Raw genomic sequence first — 18,205 nt, 5'->3', positions numbered from 1 at the left:
CTTTTCTTCTATAAGAGTCTTCTATAAGAGCTTATAGGTTTTTTGAAAATTTGAAATCCCTTGCTTCTGGGTTTTCTCAATAGAATTTTAGACCTTCATCTAAATAAAATCTTTACAATATCATGGGAATAGTAAAAGAGAGAACTGAAAAAAAAACGGATAAGGATTATCAATTGAATATTGACCCCAATCTTTTACCGATTGATTTAGATATGAAAGGAAATGCTGAAGCAGAACAAGAAGATCCGTACTTGTATTCAATGGAAGAGCTTCATCAATCGATAGAAGAAGCCCGTCAAGCATCTCGAGAAGGGAAATGCATACCCTATGACAAATCCTTGATGGAAGAGATAGACCAGATGATAGAGAGGATGGAGGCAAGAGAAAGAGAAAAGTAATGTGAATGGTAAGAAAACTTATATTGTGAGATTGTCCTCAGATACTATAGAGGAGTTAGCAAGGCATGAAAAAGATAGTAATCCATCTTGTTTAGATAGAATCAAACGTATGCTAAATGATTTAGCTATTAACCCTCGAAGATATGGAATTGGAAAGCCTAAACCTTTAAAACACAGGGGTGGAGATGTTTGGTCTCGCAGAATTGATGAACGCTACCGTATGGCATACGAAATATGAAGAACCAGGCAAAGTAAGGGTAACTAATCTTTGGGACACTTTGGGGACACTATGATGATAAATAAAGTACGATAATTTTTATTACCTTCGGACTAGCAATTATTTCCAAATTTATTTTTTGCTCTTGTCAGGGGAAGTCAGCATAGTTTTGCTGGCTTTTCTTGTTTTGTTTTAAAGATTTCTATACTCGTTTCTTATTCATTCATTGTAGACAATGGTGGCGTGGAAGTTATGATAGCTTTTCCGCTTCTTTGTTGTTAGATCTATCCTTTTAAATTAACCATTACCTTCCTCAAGTATCAAAGTCTATTTCAAAAAGCGAAATAATTTCAGATCTTTGGACAAATTCTAATGAATAGAATGGACCCTATATCGTTTTTGCTGATGGACGATTATTTTATTGAAATAGAAGAAGATAGAGGCTTATCCCGTAATGAGTTGATCAGTCAATGTAACTTTGACAAGCTTAGGGATTCCTTAGTCATCGCGCCTAACACGAAACAACAGGTTCGTTTTAAGTCCTGGCAACTTAAACTCTTTCTTAATGATGACTACTCAAAAGGATGCAGGTATAAATACAGTTATGCAGAGGACACCTTTGATCCGATTAGACTTAGGAAAGGGAAAAGATAGTTCCCTATTTTAGCTCTCTGTGTACATCATAACGACAAATAACTATAAAAAAAATAAAAAGGTATAGAGTATGATGGAAGAGAAGAAGAATTGCAAGCTAGAAGCCTTTGATAGCCGTTGTTGTTCATTTTGTTCTCGTTCTTCAGAGTGTCATGTGTTTGACCGTATGCTAAGAAAATATGAGGAGAAGCTGTTTGTATCCTAAATTAACTACTCAATCGCTATGCTTTTGGAATGGATTATTATTGTTGTGTTCGTTATTCTGGTGATCTGGTTAATCATTAAATGGTAAAAGCCAAGTTAAGTACTTGATCTGATATGTTTAAATCTCCCTGTAAAGAACGGAAAGCGTGTTATGGACACTGGGACCCATCGTGCAACGGAGAACGTTCCGATTGTCCGTGTATAAATAGATGTCCTAATTATACAGCTCTCTTACTCTCGGTGAATATACAGTAAAACCATCTGGAGGGATTTCTCCTTCACTGATTGGTATCCATCCACGTGTAACGGCACATTTATATAGCCAGTATAAAAGAACGATCAGAGAGAATGGACAAGTTCCTACACGATGCTATTTTAGCACGCAAGGAAGCTATTCAGAATGATCCACTTACTAAGAGAAGAATTGAACAGTTGAGTAAAATAAATCCTTTCATCAAGAAGAATAAGAAGAAGCGGGCGAAGAGAGCTTGAGCGTTCTTACAATAAGGGAATATTTGACTCCTAAAGATTAACGGACAAAATTATAGAGTATATTGCAGGGGTTAAAAAAAATAGATAATTGGATTATAATCTTTATAAGCTATGGAAACAGTAAAGGAAAAAACAAAAAAGGTTGACGGAAGTATGGACGTTGATTCAGACGATGATATCAAACTCGTGTACACTATGGAAGATCTTGATAGGTGGATTGAAGAAGCTGATCAGGACGAACGAGAAGGCAAACTCATACCCTATGACGAAGCTTACAAGGAAGAAATGAGGAAGCCTAGAAGAGGAATGGAAGGACAAGGAATATGTAGATAGATGGCATTTGTTGTAGAGTTATCTCGAAGGGCGAAAAAAGACTACAGAGAGTATATTAAGGCTGGCCAGTCCTCTTAATAAAAAGATTGCTGTGCTGTTATCGATAATATCAATAGACCACGTGATAAAATAAGTAGAATTGGGAAGCCAGAGCAATTGAAACATTACGAGAGAAGGGAGGTTTGGTTTAGGAGAATCAGTAAACATCATAGGATGGTGTATGAGATTAAAGGGGATTGTATCATTGTTCATTTGCTATTGGGACACTATGATGATAAATAAAATGACGATTAACAACTGCTCAGTATGAAAAAAACATTATTTCTTTTCTATAGTTTGATGCTGTTGCTTGTAACAGTGTCTGTCTCTTCATGCAAAAAGGGATGGGTTTCGGGTTCTAAAGAATATTGCACAGTGTATTTTAAGGATGGAACAAAGAAGGAATTTGACATCGATTGCAAATACAATCTTAATTATGGATTGGAAGGTTGGCTTAGTGCTGATTATCCATATCCTGATGAGCAGTCTCTAGAAGGCACCACTACTTGCCATCCGGGAACTTTCCATATTAATTTATATGGGACTTACGGAAGACATTTTAGCCCAGGATGCAGCCTATATGATGATCCTCTTACTAGTGACTACTATCATAGTAGCGATAACTACTGTAATATAGGATTGTATGATAATAGTCCAACACAAGAAGGATGCTTAAAAGAAATGGAAAGGATTGCTAAAATAATTGGTGGGGAAGTAAAGAAATACTGTCATTATGACTACATCACTCTTTATACTCACAGTTTAAAAGATGTAATAGGGGTATAGCATCCGGTCTAAAGATTATGAAAAAACGATACGTTTTTTTGAATAAATAGTTGAGTTCATATCCAACTACGTAGAATAAGAAGAGATTTTTAGTTGATTATTAGATATGGGAGCGGTAGAAGGTAATTGCCTTGTCGCTCCTGTGTTTTATGCGGTTTAGCACAAAAAAAAACTCCCCGAAATTGCGAACGGGGAGAACAATGGGATCAGCCTTTTGTTTTTTAGTGGAATAGATACAGCAAATGTATCTATTTTTATTTGATTTCTAAATCAAGTAAATTTGTATCGTCCGGTCTCTAGACAAAGAATGAGACTAAACTAAAGTGTTAAACTAAAAACAACTGTTATGAATATGAAAGCAAAAAAACTATTAACCTTGATCTTTTTCTCCATTCTCTTTTGGGGAATTTGGGGAGTAGAAGCTAAAGCGGCAAAAAAAGAAATAAAACCTGAACTTCTTCCTGCACAGACAGAAGAAGTGAAACAAGAAAGGGATCATCATCGTGAATGTCCATTTCTTGGAAAACCTTTTAGTAAAAAACAAGTAAGTTATAGATCTGTAGCAGAAAATGAATTCTATGAAGTAGATCTTGGAGATGATATGTACGCTATCTATAAGAAGGGTGTGATGGACAAAGAAGGTATTAGCGATGAAACTACTGTTGAAATCGTTGTGGTTCCTGTTATAGGAAGATAAACGTTCTTTCGAGTAAAAATAGAACCGACAGGGTTTTTCCTGCCGGTTTTTCTTTGCTCTTTAACTAACATTGAGCCAGTGTTAAATAATGATTTCTTGGCTTGTAGCATAAATCCTTTCTGTACTGTCTCACATAACGGGTAACAGTCCGCCTGTGTACATTGTTCTGTCTGGCTATATCGTCAATAGATAGATAAGGATTAATTACCAGTTTTTTCCCTGAATCTTTTGGTCTCCCCCAAACAAAATCTCCATTGCTTTCTGCCTTAACCCTCAAATAAGATTCTCTGGTCCTAGCACAGTTTAAATCTCTCTCAATCTCGGCTGCTATCGTATGTGCAAATAACATGACCTTACTGTTGAGATCATTTGTCTTGAAATAATAGTTCTGTTTGACTGCAATAAAATTGCATCCTTTCTCATTGCAGAGCATATTGATGTTACTAATTACATCCATCATGTTGCGTCCAATACGGGATACTTCACTTACAATCAAGGTATCACCCTTTTTAAGTTCGTCCATAACAGAAGCAAGTTTTCTATCCCTTGCCTTTATTTTCCCTGAAACAGTTTCTTCGATTACACGGTCAATCGTCATTTGATGTTCTTCCATGTACTTTTCTATCCCCATCATCTGATTATTTACGTCTTGATGGCAAGTACTTACTCTTAGATACACAACATTCATACATTCGATGGTTTTAATAGTTAGACTTAATATTTATAATTACGAAACACATAAATTGCTATACTTGCTATAGTATATGTAAAAAAATAAGGAATGAGATCGTAGAACCGTGTTTTTTAGGATACTGACAATATGACAATAAGCTATTTGACAAAAAAGCTTGTTTTCAGAGTCGCCCCAAAAAGTGAACCTAAGTACGTTTCTCCTGTCGGAAATCAAAGGAAACCCTTTTAGCGCAGTTATGTGCGGGCGGTTTCCCATTTGCTGATGCTGTGTGGTGTTTTTGTCCGCTCATTTCCCACACGTACTTCTTAATGTTGTGAAATAAGGTATAGGGGGGCTAGTATGAAATACTTATGAAGGTAGGGGGTGTTTATTTAGGAGGGTTACCCTAAGGATCTCGCTCTTTCAGGAATGAAAAAGGTTTGACATATTATGAAAATTTGAATTCATAGACGTAATGCTGACTATGACAATATGCTCCTATTACAAATAATAGCTTTAACGAAGAGAATGTAATGTATTGTTTATAATACAATTAAATAACATGAATAATAAAAAAATGGGACAGAATTGTTTCCATCCCTCTCTCTAGTTTTTTTATTACGACAGTTGGGACGGTTCGGTGTAGTTTATACCTTACCGTTTCTTTGATTCAATAGATTATATTTGGAAAACAAACAGCGATCTGCATCAAATAAATTTAACATACAGAAGATTTAACAGATAAGAAAATAAATTTGTTCATCATGGAGAAAGAAAAATGCCCTAAAGAAGCCCCTTGTAAGGACGATCCTTGCAAGTGCAACTAATATTAAAATCTACAGATCTATGAAGGAATTAGTTTTAACAACCATCCTGTCCTGTAGTATCCTTTTTGCCCAAGCAGGAGTGTGGCAAACAATCAAGGACATAGCATCCACAGCTTTTACTGTTGAGTGCGGATACCTCTTACTTAAGTACGCAGATAGTAAGGGAATAATAACCTTACCTGTGTTTCCTTAGAAAAATCCAGACAAGTAGGCGATAAAAAGAGACTTTATCTACTAAAATTTTGGTAGGTGCTGCTTCCTGTTATGTATATGTGAATAGCAGTAATCTTACTGCTTGAGTTTCGCATATTATGAAAAAACTACTCAATATATTACTGTTGATCTTCGTCTTATTAAGCTTCGGTTTTCACTTGGCCAACGGGACGACGATCCATATGAAACATCCATGCTATCATGATCGCTATGGAATAGATATCACTATAGCAAGATGGTGGGATAACGAGCTGACTATCGACATGACCAAAGGACAACATTTTTACATCAAGACAGATTGGGATAGCTCGACCTATAATGCATGGATTAAGGACAAGACGTAGTGATCACGTGTAGACGGGATTATGATTACAACAAGAAATGTGCAGATATTAACGGAGCTATGGTTTATCACAAGTTGAGAGATTTCTTCGACGAATGTTGTGTCAATTATACTCGTCATTATGAGTATCACGAAGAGTCGTCAATGGTGGCACCATACTCTTACGTCCCCCCCCACACACTCATGGGTTTTGTTTACCGTAGCTGGAAAAGACGTTAAATCAATAAAAATAGAATAAACTAAGATGAAGAAACTAACATTAACAATTGCCATATTTCTATTCTTGATAGCTCCGCTCGGAGCTGGTGGACAGTAATCTATATGCGTCATCCTGCACTAGAGACAACGATAGATAGAGCTTGGTTTTGGGATAATGAGCTAACTATTAAGATGACAAATGGAAGAGAGTTTTATAATAAGTCAGAATGGGGGACATGCAACATACTATGCAAACCTTGAAGGCTCTAATGTAAAAATAAGGCTCAAGTGGTTCAATGACAACAACAAAGATGTTAATGACATTAACGGGAAGCATGTATTAATTTGCTTTATGCTTTCTTTACTGACTGTGGTGTTCATTTCACTCCAGACTATTGCTATTATGAAGGATGTTACCATCGTTCATATTCTTGTACAAGCTTTACTCTAGCTCAGGCAGATATTAAATCAATTAAGATAGAATGATAAAAAAAGTATAATACTGTCTCTGCTTGTTCTTATCTGCTTATCAATGAAAGCATATAAGTATGCTGTAATGAGAGATATCGTAATGAGAGATACCGTCGTTGTGCTAACTTCAGAGTAGACGAATGTCTAATCGATTTTATAACTAATAAACACTAACGATCATGAAGTCTAAAAGAATTCTGTATTATGTGGTTTGTGCAGCTTTCGCTATTAGTGGGTTCCTGTTCAAATGGAATAAGGCTAAAGCAATGAAGAAAGAAACTACAAATAATATTATCCTAAGGATGGGAGGTGATGCACAAGACAATTGGAGTCCTTCACATTCCTCTCACTCTTCGCACTATTCCCATAGTTCTCATTACTCACATTATTCAGGTAGATGAATATGAAAAAATTAATGCTTATCTTGATGACAGTTATGAATTTCTGGGGAATACCATTTGTTAATCCCTTCATTGTGAAAGCACAACATGCTGCTTATGAAGATAACTACATACAAGTCCCCTGGGAAGATCTCCCAAATGGAACTAGGTACAAAATAGAACCTGTACCCGATTCGTGTTATTTTACCAAAGGAACAGATGACTATCCGAGCATAACAGAAAAGGACTGTGTATGGATTGATAGATAGAATAGTCCTTCTATACACGAAACGAATGGAAGAGGGATTTATCCTCCTCTAAGACACAGATAACATATAACTTTGTGAATAAATAAATATGGTTATGGTAATAAAAGAGAACTGGTTCCACGACGTAAAGTGTGAAAATCCAGCAGAGGAGATGATACGCCAGATATTATAATAGGACACATCATAATATAACTATGAACATGAAAAAACTAAGAATCACACTACTACTTCTCTTCAGCATAGCATGCTATGGAGTAAAAGCAACAGATATTCAGAAAAATTCGTCCGAGCATTATAATAGTATTAATATCTATCTAATTGATCCATATGGAGGAGCGGATGGTTATTATTACAGTGATAGTCATCCTAATAAAACCTGTTTTGATGCCTGTAACCATACCGATGGCAATGTGAGGATTATTTGTAAGGACATAGGAGGGATAGTTCAGCCACCCATCGATGCTGTTGATATTATAAACAATATTGTCTCTGGCTTGAAAGCCAAGGGATATACTCCAGTAAACAGAGGAGGGACACAGAAGAAAGCATGGGTTGAATACAGACAGAGCAATATATCGCAAATAGTAATCGATTAAAAGACTTATCAAGATGATCTGAATGTTGCATTGTTCTATTCTCAATGTGGTGCAAGTATTTTATCATCTCCATGCAGACATTTTAATGAGATAATATTTTATCTTTTCGTTTCGTTCGCAAGAAAGTCAGCAAACTCTTTTCTGTTCTTCTTGTTTTTTTTAGATAAATAGTTTTTAGATAAATAGCTATTCCACTATAATTAAATCTTAAGTACAAATGAAGAAAATCTTTCTGTTGCTATCGCTCATTCTGGGCATGGAAGCAACTTTTCCATCCGTTAGTTCATCCTCCCCTGATCAGATGAACGCTACAGAAAAAAGTCTTGTAAGAGATAATTCGCAAGATTCTCAAGCTACTCTAGCTTTGATCTATAAAGAACTGAACAGTATACACTGTGATATTGAATCTGCCAAAGATGCTATAAAACTGAATTGGAGTCTATGGGGACTGGGTATACTAACTGTAATCTGTAGCATCGTAACAATTCATTATGCAAAAACAAAGTAACACAAGGATTAGCACCGGCGATATAGTTTCTAGCGTATAGAAAAGTACCGGAGAGACGAAAAAAAGTAGTCAAGAAAGTTTTCTTGCAATGTATTGAAGAGATAAAGCAGAAACTATTAGAAGGAAAACAAATCAATCTGAATGACTCCTATCTCTTGCTATTGCGAAGCATATCTTGAAATCTTTTGGAATCTTCTAGCAATATTCACGCTTTCCAAATTATACAATCACTCAACTTAGATCATATCTATCAGAATGAATATGGGAAAAGATGTCTGTCCAGAATGTGGAAGTGATCGAGTCATTTATCAAGAAGGCTGCATTCATTGCATGGAATGCGGCTACAGCAAATGTGAATAGGACTAATTATAACTAAGAACAATAAATAATCATTAAAACTATGAATCAATTAGAAATTTTTGCCGTAACCTTCGCTGGTTGTTTCTGTGCAATCCTATGTACAATCCTACTTGTACGTATTGCTTTTGCTAGTTGCTTCCGTGAGAAGAAAGAAAAAACAAGGAACTTTCACGATTTTACAACGGAAGCATTGAAAGAAATCAAAGAGAAATGTAGCTATCTAAAAAAAGACAAGTATACGGAGGAGGAATAAGACCGGAAGGAAACTGCTATTCAGTCTTATAAAAAATAAGAGTCTTTAGCCAAAACATCGGAACTTCTATTAGTCTTCTCTATTATAGTTTTTGGAACACTCTTTTCCAACAAAAATATCAATGTCATTGCCCAGTCATATGGAGCTTTCCAAACAAATATTGACAATAACGATACGAAATATGACGCTTTCAAAGCGAATATTGACAATATGAGAAAGGAAGTGAATCGAATCACAATTCAATGGAAAACCTTACTTACCGATCGTAAAAAAATGATATCGGAGATGAATATTCTGACAAAAAACATAAACAACATTCTTCTGAAGGTTGAATTTAACAAAATTCAATACTGCAATGGTAGAATAAAAAAATATCAGTAAAAGAATAAGTACTCTCTCTCGTAAATATCCTGATTTTAAAAGTAAAATTGATGAACTCAATCGCAGAAAATCAGTTATTGACTGCCAACTGGACGAAAATCCAATACGAAAAGATATAGTTCATACGAATGAACTCTATGAAATAGTTAAAAAATGGAACGATTTTGATAAAGAGGCTACTAAGCAAATGGATGTCTATTATAACAAAGTAGACAGCTTTAACAAAAAAATAGCTAACCTCCCAAAAAATCTGGAAGAATTGGATGAATGTATGAATCAACTTTTAAATAAAAGAAATAGCCTACAAGAAGACAATGTGGATACATCTCTAAAATAGATGACTATTCAAATCACCTATAATCTATACTATGGGCATATATCGGAAATGAACATCAATCGATGATTAGTCATATTTGAATCATAGTTTTGTGGTAGCTCAAAGTAGGTGCTTGTTTTTTTGCTTGAACTTTCCTTTCATTCACTGGCAAATGACGTACCGTTTATCCCAACAGTAAATCCATCCATAAAGCTTCAGTGAAGCCAGTAATGCAGAAACAACTATTGCTCCGGTATTATTATGACGGAGAGCTGAAAAGATTCCACAGGAGAAGCTGAAGTACGATTCTCTATTCCAACATTCATATACTCCATAATGGTAGCTGCTGTCTATCAAACCAGCAATGCCATACACCATCGAATAGAACATGCGAAACAAAGACATCCACATGATAACTAGTGTTGTGAGCCTAAAAATACCTAACATGAATCCACGTAAACTTGAAGTATTTAGTTTCATGAAAATCTTAAATTTATTATATATCTGTTTGCAAAAATAAAAGCATTGTATGAAATACAAAATCCTGTTATTCTTATTACTGTTTACTTTCTCTGCTTTTCCAAAAGCCAGCAGAAGTACTCCACCTTCTAAAAATAGCTAGCAAAGTCTTTATAGTATTGCTAGTAAGCTTCAGGATGAAGTATATGATTTGGAAAAAGAAGAACAAAAATTAATTGACGATCAAAACGAATTGGTCTCAGAAAGAAATTTTCTGATAAATGATATGGATGAAGTAATACGGAAAATTGACAATGGAGAAATCGTCCACTATAATGACGAACTAGTGAATATTGCTAACAGGATAAATAATCTATACGGCAAAGAGCATATAAAAACAATAATAATACCTAAACTTAACAAAAGAAAACTGGCTGTTGAGTGCAAATTAGGAAAAAATCCAAAACTCAAAAATCTGATTTCTATGAATCGTCTTTACGAAAAGATTGATAGATATAACAATTTGATGGATGATGATAAATATGATAGTCAGATGGGGAAATTCAACGGCGAATTATGGAATATGTTTACTATGACAAAAAAAGAGATTCTTTAACAACAAAATATAGACTCTCTGTGCGATGGTTTTAGAATGAAGTGGATGAAATTATAAAGGAATATAAAACCCTTGCTTATCCAATGATAAGAAACTGCTATCTGAAATAAGTCCTCTGGTGAAAGACATAGATAGAATTCTTGAAAAAATTAACAGACATGAGATTACAAATCTGTAATAATGAAATAAAGGATATAAACAATATGATGGGTAGTTTTGATTGCATTTTTCTCAGGAAAGGTGAACTTGAAAGCAGGACAGATGTAATAAGAAAAACTCAGGGATTGGAGAGTTTAATTAATTGAATTGACTGTAAAAAATGGTTGACGAATGGAATATTCTTATTCATCAAGAAGTTACTCAAAGTGGACATCTATTATGATAAGAAAGAGATATTTCAGGACAGATTGGATAACTTTTCAAAAAGTAACCCTCTATTTTCTTGAAACAGGATAATCGAAGGGGCCCAATCAGAATATGGAGTTTTCTGTTATAAAAAGCTGAATACAGTTACCAGAACTGTGCAGGACGGGTATGGTTTAAGCACTCCTATAAAGAAGAATGGGAGATGAGATGAAGAAATATCCATTGCAGAGGAATAAAATCAATCACATATTTTGGATGATATGTGTAGTAGATGTTCTGAAATTTTGATTAATGGGAATGATTTATAGTGAGGTATTTTGGGAAAAATACGGGTGAAATTCAGAAATATTATTATAGAAAGAAGAAATAATGAAAGTATTTTAATAATACAGATAATATGGGAAAGAGATTTATTGTATCTGGAATGTTTCAACATGTGTTTGTTCGCAACTTGCTAATAGTGTCTTCTCATTGGAAAAATATCAAATAAACTGTTGAAGTCGGATAATTGGCTACTTTACATTATCTCAATATAAAATTTGGACAAAACTGGTGAAAAAACAGGGAAAATTGAATGTCAGCGAACACTTTTTACAAAAGGGAGGGAACGGATTTTATATAACTAAACCTTATTGTGAATTAGAACTCAGCATTTAAAAAATATATCACATTCTCTAAAATTATTTGGATTTTTGAAAATGCAATATATTTTTAGCAATCTAGTCTATTTACAACTGTTTATAAAAACTTATGTTTTCAATATTGAAACGGTTAATAAGATTTTGAATTTTCTTTATTTCTGCCTCTCCATAATTGGCATATACTTCTGCAGAATGAGCGAATTCTGCAGGATTTCTATTGGCATCCAATAATAACAGATAACTCAATATAAGGTGTCCTGCACATTCTACCAAACGGCGAGCGTGAAAATCAATAAGTTCCGCGTTTTTTGTGGAAGCAACTTTTTTAACCAATTGTTTGTAGATTTCTACTGATTTCGATAATCTTTGTTTCAGATTATTTAGCTCCGGTTTTAGTTGTATCGCTTGATATTCTTCAATCTGAGTTAGGTAGGTATCAGTCAACACATGCCTGATAGCAGCTACAACTTGCAATTGTGTAGTTCCCTCATAAATACTAGTAATGCGAGCATCACGATATAAACGTTCACAAGTATAATCTTTCATAAAACCCGAACCACCATGAATTTGGATACAATCATAAGTATTTTGATTGGCATATTCAGTATTCATGGCTTTGCCAAGTGGAGTAAAAGCATCGGATAACCTTTTATATTTTTTTAATTCTAATTTTTCCGCATCATTTAACGGGCGCTCTTTAGCGATTTCTTCCAATATTTTATATATATCTACAAAACGGGCAGTTTCATAAAGGATAGAACGGGAGGCGTATAACTTTGCCTTGATATTAGAAATCATTTCATAAACTGCTGGAAATTCAATAATTGTTTTTCCGAATTGTTTCCTTTCTCGGGCATATACTATTGCTTCACGGTAAGCGGCTTCCGAAAGTCCGGTTGCCTGAGCCATGATACCCAAGCGAGCACCATTCATCAGAGACATCACATATTTAATCAAGCCATATTTACGTTTTCCACACAATTGCGCTTTAGCATTTTTGTAAGTTAATTCGCAAGTAGGAGACCCCTTGATACCCATTTTGTTTTCAATTCTTCGAACGTCGACTCCTCCATCTTTTTTATCATAAATAAACATGGAAAGCCCCCTACCATCTTTTGTTCCTTCTTCCGAACGAGCTAGTACAAGATGTATGTCAGCATCTCCATTAGTGATAAATCGTTTTACTCCATTTAGTCTCCAGCAGTCTTTTTTTTCATCGTAGGTGGCTTTTAATGCTACTGCTTGCAAGTCGGAACCGGCATCTGGTTCAGTTAGATCCATGGATAAGGTTTCTCCAGCACAAACACGAGGGATGAATTGCTTGTGTTGCTGTTCATTTCCAAACTCGTATAAAGTTATAATGCAGTCTTGTAATGCCCAAAGGTTGCAAAAACCTGCATCAGCACGGGCTGCTATATCTGAAGCCATGATAAAAGTAACCATCGGGAAATTCAAACCACCAAAGATGCGAGGCATAGAGAGTCCCATCAAGCCGGCTTGAGTGATTGCTTGTAAGTTTTGTATTGTACCTGGAGCGTATTGTACGCGTTTGTTTTTTAATTTGCCACCTAAACGATCTACATCTTCTGCATTAGGAGCAACAACATTACCAATTACATCCCCTGCAATTTCCATTACTTTTTCATAACTATCCATTGCATCTTCAAAATCGATCGGTGCATAATCAAATTGATCTTTATCTGTAAAGTTTCGCTCTTTTAATTCAACGATACGTTTCATCAAAGGATGATAGAGATGATGTTTTAAAGATGGATTATCTAGATAAAAATTTGCCATAATTTTTTATAATATTTAACTCATAGTTTCTTCAGTAAAATACTTTAGAGTAGATTGTCTCTTGATTTATAATTTTTGGTGATGTAAATTTCACCTTTGGCTTTTTATAGAAACTTTTTTGTATTCTATTTCCTTACATTTATTTACTATTCTTTCTGTAATACTGAATCATCTTTGGAATAACGGTTTCAACATTTCCTATGATTACATAGTCAGCAATAGCATTGATGGGTGCATTTGGATCATTATTAATAGCAATAACCATAGAAGAATCCTGCATACCAGAAATATGTTGGATTTGTCCAGAAATACCACAAGCAATATACAATCTGGGATGAACAGTAGTTCCAGTTTGTCCAATTTGTCGCTCATTTTCAGCATAACCAGCATCTACAGCAGCACGGGAAGCTCCTACTTCAGCACCAATGGTGTTTGCCAAATCATAGAGCAATCCGAAATTTTCTTTCGAACCCATTCCATAACCACCAGCAATAATAATAGGGGCATTTTTGACGTTTGTCTTTGAAGATTCAATCTGCCTCTCAACAATTCTCACTACAAAATCAGAATTGGAAACATATTTGGCAGTTTCATGGATGACTATTTTGCCTCTATGAGAGACATTGTAAATTTCTTTTTTCATTACACCTTCACGAACAGTTGCCATTTGTGGCCGATTGTCTGGATTAATAATAGTTGCTACAATATTGCCTCCAAAAGCTGGACGAATTTGGTATAAGAGATTAGCGTAAGTTTTATCTTCTTTTTTCCCCTCATGATTGCCAATTTTCAAAGATGTACAGTCAGCTGTTAATCCACTGGACAAAGCTGAAGAAACACGTGGTCCCAGATCCCTGCCAATGTTTGTAGCTCCCATCAAGACTATTTGTGGCTTTTCTTCTTTAAAGAGTTTAACCAATATAGAAGTATGAGGGAGAGATGTATAAGGATATAGGCGGGCATCATCAAAGATGTGTAGCATATCTACTCCGTAAGGAAATACTTGTTCTCCAATCTTGTTTAACTGGTTTCCAGCAGCAATAGCCTCTAATTGACATTTTAATTGATTTGCTAACGAACGACCTTTGGTAAGTAGTTCTAAACTGACGTCCTCTACTATATTGTTTTCTATCTCAAGATATACAAATAAATTATTCATAAATTATCCGATTGTATGATTGGTCATTAATTCTACTATCAGTTCTTCTATTTGTATATCAGAAGAATCAAGTATTTTACTCTCTTTTATTTGAAAAACAACATTTTCTATTTTTTTTACTTTTGTAGGAGATCCTGAAAGTCCACACTGTTTATTGTCGACTCCTATATCGGAAGCACTCCATTCTATTAAATTAAGATAAGGACGAGATTTATAGAGATCTACGTAAATTCTATTTTCTGTTTCCTTTTCAGAAGGAGTTTTTGCATACTTATATTTCTGAATCAGTCGTGCATTTCTCGGGCGGCATTCAGGAGCAGAATTATTAACCGTTACTAACATAGGTAATTTCCCTTCCACTATTTCTATTCCGTGTTCCAAACGGCGTTTTATAAAAATTTTGCCATTTTTAACTGATTGAATTTCTTCAGCATAAGTAATTTGGGGAATACCTAATTTTTCGGCTACTTGTGGACCTACCTGTGCTGTATCTCCATCTATCGCTTGACGTCCGGAGATAATTATGTCAAAGTTGCCAATTTTCTTGATAGCCATGTGCAAAGTATAGCTAGTAGCTAGTGTATCTGCACCTGCAAAGACACGGTCGGTGAGAAGATAACCGTTATCGATTCCTCTAAATAACCCTTCGCGAATAATTTCGGCTGCACGAGGCGGCCCCATTGTTAATAAAGTTATGGTAGAATCAGAATACTGTTCTTTCAAACGAAGAGCTTGTTCAAGAGCATTTAAATCTTCTGGATTGAATATGGCAGCTAATGCAGAGCGGTTAATCGTTCCATCATCTTTCATCGCGTCTTTTCCTACATTACGTGTGTCAGGTACTTGTTTTGCTAATACAATAATTCTTAGGCTCATGATATAATAAATAAATAATTCAAGTATTCCTATACTTCCTATTAAAATAGGAGAAGGTTGTAAAAGTAGATATTTATCAATGATAAACAAAGAGCTGTTTGTAATGCTTTTGAAATATATTTTGATTGTTAAGATATTTTAAGCGAATGAAAGCGAATATTATTTAACTCATTCTTATCTCATGCGAAGTTATGGATATAAATGTTGATCTATTGGAAACTGGGACAGTTCTAATGAGCTTGAGAACTGAAATTAGTGAAAGCCAATTCGGGAAAATAACGGTTAGGAATTATCCCCAATTGAAAAAGACCCCGCAGGAAGATAGAGTATGGTTTCGTAAGGTAAATCGGAAACATATAGATAGCTATATATTATGAGGATAAGTGAGTTATAGTTTTGATTTTTCTCGGTGTATGATCATTATATCGAGAAAAATATTTATTATTAACTATAGAAATATAAAAATTTTAACGGTTCGTAAAATTTATTAAAAAAACAAGTTGGATTATTTGTTGTGGCTTTGTACATAATAAAGTAAAAGCGCAGTGATACTGAATAACAGACATAGTTTATAAATTTGCAGAATTAAACAGTGTTTTCGGCTTCTTAAAAATTTAATCATTGCAAGCATTATTTTGATTTCTTGCAGTATGGACATATGCAATTTTTAGGTTTCTATATTTCTATCAAGGATAGAAATATCATTCGTACGAGTACATAATAGTAGGTACGATTTCTTGTTTGGATTTAATATTGATTCCGAATTATTGTAGTAATAATCAAATAAATGGAATGGGCTCGTAGTGGGGGATGTACTTTAGTATGTATGTGATACATATCTGATATCATTGAATCACTTATGCAAGTATAGTAAGTCGATTGTGGGAAGAAATCTGGATAGAAGTCTGCTTTCCAGTGCGATAGAAAAGACAGCGATTATTGGCAACTTATTCCTATCTCATTTATTGGTGTTATAAGTACAGTAGCAAAAACTGCTATCCCTTCTTCTCTTCCAATAAAGCCCATTTTTTCAGAAGTGGTTGCTTTAATGGAAATGTTTCCTTTATCAGTTTGCATAATTTCGGCAAGACAAGTTTTCATTTGTGGAATAAAGGGATTAAGCTTGGGTTGTTCGATACAAACGGTGATATCTGCATTGTTTAATTCGTAATTTTTAGAATAGATGAAGGACATCGTTTGTTTTAGCAAGATTTTACTGTCAATATTTCTAAGTTTTTTATTTGTATTGGGAAAATTTGTTCCAATGTTACCTATGTCAGCAGCACCTAATAGGGCGTCACAAAGAGCATGAATGAGTACATCGGCATCCGAATGTCCTTTCAGACCTTTTTCGTAGGGTATTTTTATTCCACCTAACCATAGATTATAGTTCATCACTAACGGATGTACATCATATCCGAATCCTATACGTATTTTCATATTTCTTTAAATGAAATCAAGTGCATATTTTTTTATTTTACATAAAAGTCGAGCAGCATCTTGTCCCCAATATATCCTTGTAAATGGTCATTAATATTTAAATTTCCGGTGCCAACTGGTGTACCTGTGAAGATCAAATCTCCAATTTTGAGTGTAATAAATTGACTTACATATTCTATAATTTCATCTACTTTGAATATCATGTTTGATGTATTTCCTTTTTGAACTGTATTATTATTAATATTTAAATGAAATGGCAATTGATTTATATTACATTTCAGTTCTTCTATTTTAATAAATGTACCAACTACTGCTGAATTATCGAAGGATTTACAAAGCTCCCAGGGTAACCCCGATTCTCTAAAACGTTGTTGCAAATCTCTTGCTGTTATATCAATACCAATCGTGACGTCTTTGAAGTAACGGTGAGAAAATCGGCGGGCTATGTTTTTACCCAGACGATCAATTCGTATTACAATTTCTGTTTCGTATTGAATTTCTGATGAAAAATTAGGAATATAGAACGGGTTCCCGTCTTTCAGCAAAGAGATATCAGACTTCATAAAAATGATTGGTTCTTTTATTGTCAATTTATCCTTATGTATTTCATCATTATGAGAAGTATAATTTAAAGCCACACAAATAATTTTCATAGATTATTTTAGTTTTTCTACATTTATAATGAGAGTTTTCAAAAGATGGTTGCATCTTTAACTCATTTGAGAGACCAAAGTTTTCAAAACGTTTTGTTTTTAGCAAAACGATACAAATATATGAGTAACATTGCTATATGAGTAACATTGCTATAGAATTATATATATATTGTTGTTGTGATATGTCTGAAAAAAGAATTCAGCAAATAGATCTCTAGAAAGAATGCTTTCTCACTTTTGAAATGGATTTTATTTGCGTTTATTTTTTTGTTTTACTAGAATGAAGTGGTGAAAAATTTATTGTTTTATCTCCATACATAATATTTGTACTGATGAATAAGAGAAATATTATTGGATTATAGCATATTTTTCTTATATGTTAAGAAGGATATCTGGATATATGCCATAAATCAACAAATGCAATGCAAAGTTTGTTATGTATTTTGTGAATATATTATTTTATACTTTGTATCCTTTATTTTTTTGAGAGGTTAGATGTTCTTCCTAATTTGAATAAATTAGCTTCGTTAACCATGATAATTTTAGGAAGTTCTGACGTTTTTTTATTAGATATCAATTTTCTATGGTTT

At 34.2% G+C, this 18,205-nt stretch carries 24 protein-coding genes; 17 read left to right on the top strand and 7 right to left on the bottom strand.

The genetic code is table 11. The features are described from left to right. The first annotated feature begins 122 nt into the window (after positions 1–122). From CFPG_RS03915 to CFPG_RS03890, 7 genes are all read left to right on the top strand, one after another. Positions 123–398 (top strand): hypothetical protein, encoded by a 276-nt coding sequence (locus CFPG_RS03915; protein WP_041572436.1) that lies wholly within the window; start codon positions 123–125, stop codon positions 396–398. Between the two features lies 1 nt (position 399). After that, the gene (locus CFPG_RS03910) at positions 400–636 is read left to right on the top strand and encodes a type II toxin-antitoxin system YoeB family toxin (protein WP_012573699.1); all 237 of its coding nucleotides are present in this window, start codon (positions 400–402) and stop codon (positions 634–636) included. A 1,185-nt stretch (positions 637–1,821) separates the two neighbouring features. Next, positions 1,822–1,965: a hypothetical protein gene (locus CFPG_RS05570; RefSeq protein WP_265347986.1), complete on the top strand. Its 144-nt coding sequence runs from the start codon at positions 1,822–1,824 to the stop codon at positions 1,963–1,965. A gap of 153 nt (positions 1,966–2,118) precedes the next feature. Next, the gene (locus CFPG_RS03900) at positions 2,119–2,298 is read left to right on the top strand and encodes a hypothetical protein (RefSeq protein WP_265347985.1); all 180 of its coding nucleotides are present in this window, start codon (positions 2,119–2,121) and stop codon (positions 2,296–2,298) included. A 156-nt stretch (positions 2,299–2,454) separates the two neighbouring features. Further along, positions 2,455–2,580 (top strand): hypothetical protein, encoded by a 126-nt coding sequence (locus CFPG_RS05345; protein ID WP_407637764.1) that lies wholly within the window; start codon positions 2,455–2,457, stop codon positions 2,578–2,580. A gap of 24 nt (positions 2,581–2,604) precedes the next feature. Then, positions 2,605–3,123: a hypothetical protein gene (locus tag CFPG_RS03895; protein WP_012573698.1), complete on the top strand. Its 519-nt coding sequence runs from the start codon at positions 2,605–2,607 to the stop codon at positions 3,121–3,123. A gap of 352 nt (positions 3,124–3,475) precedes the next feature. Next, positions 3,476–3,820, top strand: coding sequence for a hypothetical protein (locus CFPG_RS03890; RefSeq protein WP_265347984.1), 345 nt, complete (start codon positions 3,476–3,478; stop codon positions 3,818–3,820). Between the two features lie 64 nt (positions 3,821–3,884). Here CFPG_RS03890 and CFPG_RS03885 read toward each other — a convergent pair whose 3' ends face one another. Continuing rightward, positions 3,885–4,508, bottom strand: a complete 624-nt coding sequence (locus CFPG_RS03885) for a recombinase family protein (RefSeq protein ID WP_012573696.1) — start codon at positions 4,506–4,508, stop codon at positions 3,885–3,887. 831 nt (positions 4,509–5,339) lie between these two features. On the opposite strand from CFPG_RS03885, the gene CFPG_RS05565 reads away from it, so the two are divergent. The 8 genes from CFPG_RS05565 (at position 5,340) to CFPG_RS03855 (ending at position 8,911) form a co-directional block, all read left to right on the top strand. Next, positions 5,340–5,513, top strand: coding sequence for a hypothetical protein (locus tag CFPG_RS05565; protein ID WP_265347983.1), 174 nt, complete (start codon positions 5,340–5,342; stop codon positions 5,511–5,513). A gap of 202 nt (positions 5,514–5,715) precedes the next feature. After that, positions 5,716–5,877: a hypothetical protein gene (locus CFPG_RS05560; protein WP_265347982.1), complete on the top strand. Its 162-nt coding sequence runs from the start codon at positions 5,716–5,718 to the stop codon at positions 5,875–5,877. A 320-nt stretch (positions 5,878–6,197) separates the two neighbouring features. Continuing rightward, the gene (locus tag CFPG_RS05555) at positions 6,198–6,335 is read left to right on the top strand and encodes a hypothetical protein (protein WP_265347980.1); all 138 of its coding nucleotides are present in this window, start codon (positions 6,198–6,200) and stop codon (positions 6,333–6,335) included. A gap of 389 nt (positions 6,336–6,724) precedes the next feature. After that, the gene (locus CFPG_RS03875; protein ID WP_041572432.1) at positions 6,725–6,946 is read left to right on the top strand and encodes a hypothetical protein; all 222 of its coding nucleotides are present in this window, start codon (positions 6,725–6,727) and stop codon (positions 6,944–6,946) included. Positions 6,947–6,948: 2 nt separating this feature from the next. Next, positions 6,949–7,194: a hypothetical protein gene (locus tag CFPG_RS03870; protein WP_265347979.1), complete on the top strand. Its 246-nt coding sequence runs from the start codon at positions 6,949–6,951 to the stop codon at positions 7,192–7,194. Positions 7,195–7,394: 200 nt separating this feature from the next. Beyond that, positions 7,395–7,790, top strand: coding sequence for a hypothetical protein (locus CFPG_RS03865; protein ID WP_265347978.1), 396 nt, complete (start codon positions 7,395–7,397; stop codon positions 7,788–7,790). Between the two features lie 217 nt (positions 7,791–8,007). Then, entirely contained in the window at positions 8,008–8,298 is a 291-nt protein-coding gene (locus tag CFPG_RS03860) for a hypothetical protein (RefSeq protein ID WP_265347977.1), read from the top strand. A 400-nt stretch (positions 8,299–8,698) separates the two neighbouring features. Beyond that, a complete protein-coding gene (locus CFPG_RS03855) occupies positions 8,699–8,911 on the top strand; it encodes a hypothetical protein (RefSeq protein WP_041572429.1) in 213 nt (70 codons plus the stop codon). Between the two features lie 859 nt (positions 8,912–9,770). On the opposite strand, the gene CFPG_RS05340 is transcribed toward CFPG_RS03855, so the two are convergent. Continuing rightward, positions 9,771–10,088: a hypothetical protein gene (locus CFPG_RS05340; RefSeq protein ID WP_083754409.1), complete on the bottom strand. Its 318-nt coding sequence runs from the start codon at positions 10,086–10,088 to the stop codon at positions 9,771–9,773. Positions 10,089–10,278: 190 nt separating this feature from the next. On the opposite strand from CFPG_RS05340, the gene CFPG_RS03850 reads away from it, so the two are divergent. Beyond that, positions 10,279–10,683, top strand: coding sequence for a hypothetical protein (locus tag CFPG_RS03850; protein WP_012573694.1), 405 nt, complete (start codon positions 10,279–10,281; stop codon positions 10,681–10,683). A 1,094-nt stretch (positions 10,684–11,777) separates the two neighbouring features. Here CFPG_RS03850 and CFPG_RS03845 read toward each other — a convergent pair. The 3 genes from CFPG_RS03845 to CFPG_RS03835 all read right to left on the bottom strand — a co-directional run bounded on the left by CFPG_RS03845 (position 11,778) and on the right by CFPG_RS03835 (position 15,522). Then, positions 11,778–13,487, bottom strand: coding sequence for an acyl-CoA dehydrogenase family protein (locus CFPG_RS03845; protein ID WP_012573693.1), 1,710 nt, complete (start codon positions 13,485–13,487; stop codon positions 11,778–11,780). 139 nt (positions 13,488–13,626) lie between these two features. Then, complete coding sequence (locus tag CFPG_RS03840) at positions 13,627–14,646, bottom strand: electron transfer flavoprotein subunit alpha/FixB family protein (RefSeq protein ID WP_012573692.1); 1,020 nt, start codon at positions 14,644–14,646, stop codon at positions 13,627–13,629. A gap of 3 nt (positions 14,647–14,649) precedes the next feature. Further along, entirely contained in the window at positions 14,650–15,522 is an 873-nt protein-coding gene (locus CFPG_RS03835; protein ID WP_012573691.1) for an electron transfer flavoprotein subunit beta/FixA family protein, read from the bottom strand. Between the two features lie 191 nt (positions 15,523–15,713). On the opposite strand from CFPG_RS03835, the gene CFPG_RS03830 reads away from it, so the two are divergent. Next, entirely contained in the window at positions 15,714–15,899 is a 186-nt protein-coding gene (locus tag CFPG_RS03830; RefSeq protein WP_041572428.1) for a hypothetical protein, read from the top strand. 559 nt (positions 15,900–16,458) lie between these two features. Here the strand turns inward: CFPG_RS03830 and ispF are convergent. Beyond that, positions 16,459–16,962 carry a 2-C-methyl-D-erythritol 2,4-cyclodiphosphate synthase gene (ispF, locus tag CFPG_RS03825; RefSeq protein WP_012573690.1) on the bottom strand — a complete coding sequence of 168 codons (504 nt, stop codon included), beginning with the start codon at positions 16,960–16,962 and terminating at the stop codon, positions 16,459–16,461. 32 nt (positions 16,963–16,994) lie between these two features. Continuing rightward, entirely contained in the window at positions 16,995–17,615 is a 621-nt protein-coding gene (locus CFPG_RS03820) for a fumarylacetoacetate hydrolase family protein (protein WP_012573689.1), read from the bottom strand. Between the last annotated feature and the right edge of the window lie 590 nt (positions 17,616–18,205).

The organism is Candidatus Azobacteroides pseudotrichonymphae genomovar. CFP2 (assembly GCF_000010645.1).
GTDB lineage: Bacteria > Bacteroidota > Bacteroidia > Bacteroidales > Azobacteroidaceae > Azobacteroides > Azobacteroides pseudotrichonymphae.
Note: the sequence above shows the minus strand (reverse complement) of the source record. Positions and strands in the feature narration are given on the sequence as shown.

What these genes read in the sequence shown, in the direction of transcription:
- CFPG_RS05555 (WP_265347980.1), top strand. Translation starts at nt 6,198, where the DNA reads ATGCGTCATCCTGCACTAGAGACAACGATAGATAGAGCTTGGTTTTGG.
- CFPG_RS03890 (WP_265347984.1), top strand. Translation starts at nt 3,476, where the DNA reads ATGAAAGCAAAAAAACTATTAACCTTGATCTTTTTCTCCATTCTCTTT.
- CFPG_RS03855 (WP_041572429.1), top strand. Translation starts at nt 8,699, where the DNA reads ATGAATCAATTAGAAATTTTTGCCGTAACCTTCGCTGGTTGTTTCTGT.
- CFPG_RS03875 (WP_041572432.1), top strand. Translation starts at nt 6,725, where the DNA reads ATGAAGTCTAAAAGAATTCTGTATTATGTGGTTTGTGCAGCTTTCGCT.
- CFPG_RS03840 (WP_012573692.1), bottom strand. Translation starts at nt 14,646, where the DNA reads ATGAATAATTTATTTGTATATCTTGAGATAGAAAACAATATAGTAGAG.
- CFPG_RS03835 (WP_012573691.1), bottom strand. Translation starts at nt 15,522, where the DNA reads ATGAGCCTAAGAATTATTGTATTAGCAAAACAAGTACCTGACACACGT.
- CFPG_RS03895 (WP_012573698.1), top strand. Translation starts at nt 2,605, where the DNA reads ATGAAAAAAACATTATTTCTTTTCTATAGTTTGATGCTGTTGCTTGTA.
- CFPG_RS03915 (WP_041572436.1), top strand. Translation starts at nt 123, where the DNA reads ATGGGAATAGTAAAAGAGAGAACTGAAAAAAAAACGGATAAGGATTAT.
- CFPG_RS03870 (WP_265347979.1), top strand. Translation starts at nt 6,949, where the DNA reads ATGAAAAAATTAATGCTTATCTTGATGACAGTTATGAATTTCTGGGGA.
- CFPG_RS03860 (WP_265347977.1), top strand. Translation starts at nt 8,008, where the DNA reads ATGAAGAAAATCTTTCTGTTGCTATCGCTCATTCTGGGCATGGAAGCA.
- CFPG_RS05560 (WP_265347982.1), top strand. Translation starts at nt 5,716, where the DNA reads ATGAAACATCCATGCTATCATGATCGCTATGGAATAGATATCACTATA.
- CFPG_RS03820 (WP_012573689.1), bottom strand. Translation starts at nt 17,615, where the DNA reads ATGAAAATTATTTGTGTGGCTTTAAATTATACTTCTCATAATGATGAA.
- CFPG_RS03845 (WP_012573693.1), bottom strand. Translation starts at nt 13,487, where the DNA reads ATGGCAAATTTTTATCTAGATAATCCATCTTTAAAACATCATCTCTAT.
- ispF (WP_012573690.1), bottom strand. Translation starts at nt 16,962, where the DNA reads ATGAAAATACGTATAGGATTCGGATATGATGTACATCCGTTAGTGATG.
- CFPG_RS03830 (WP_041572428.1), top strand. Translation starts at nt 15,714, where the DNA reads ATGGATATAAATGTTGATCTATTGGAAACTGGGACAGTTCTAATGAGC.
- CFPG_RS03885 (WP_012573696.1), bottom strand. Translation starts at nt 4,508, where the DNA reads ATGAATGTTGTGTATCTAAGAGTAAGTACTTGCCATCAAGACGTAAAT.
- CFPG_RS05565 (WP_265347983.1), top strand. Translation starts at nt 5,340, where the DNA reads ATGAAGGAATTAGTTTTAACAACCATCCTGTCCTGTAGTATCCTTTTT.
- CFPG_RS03900 (WP_265347985.1), top strand. Translation starts at nt 2,119, where the DNA reads ATGGACGTTGATTCAGACGATGATATCAAACTCGTGTACACTATGGAA.
- CFPG_RS05570 (WP_265347986.1), top strand. Translation starts at nt 1,822, where the DNA reads ATGGACAAGTTCCTACACGATGCTATTTTAGCACGCAAGGAAGCTATT.
- CFPG_RS05340 (WP_083754409.1), bottom strand. Translation starts at nt 10,088, where the DNA reads ATGAAACTAAATACTTCAAGTTTACGTGGATTCATGTTAGGTATTTTT.
- CFPG_RS03865 (WP_265347978.1), top strand. Translation starts at nt 7,395, where the DNA reads ATGAAAAAACTAAGAATCACACTACTACTTCTCTTCAGCATAGCATGC.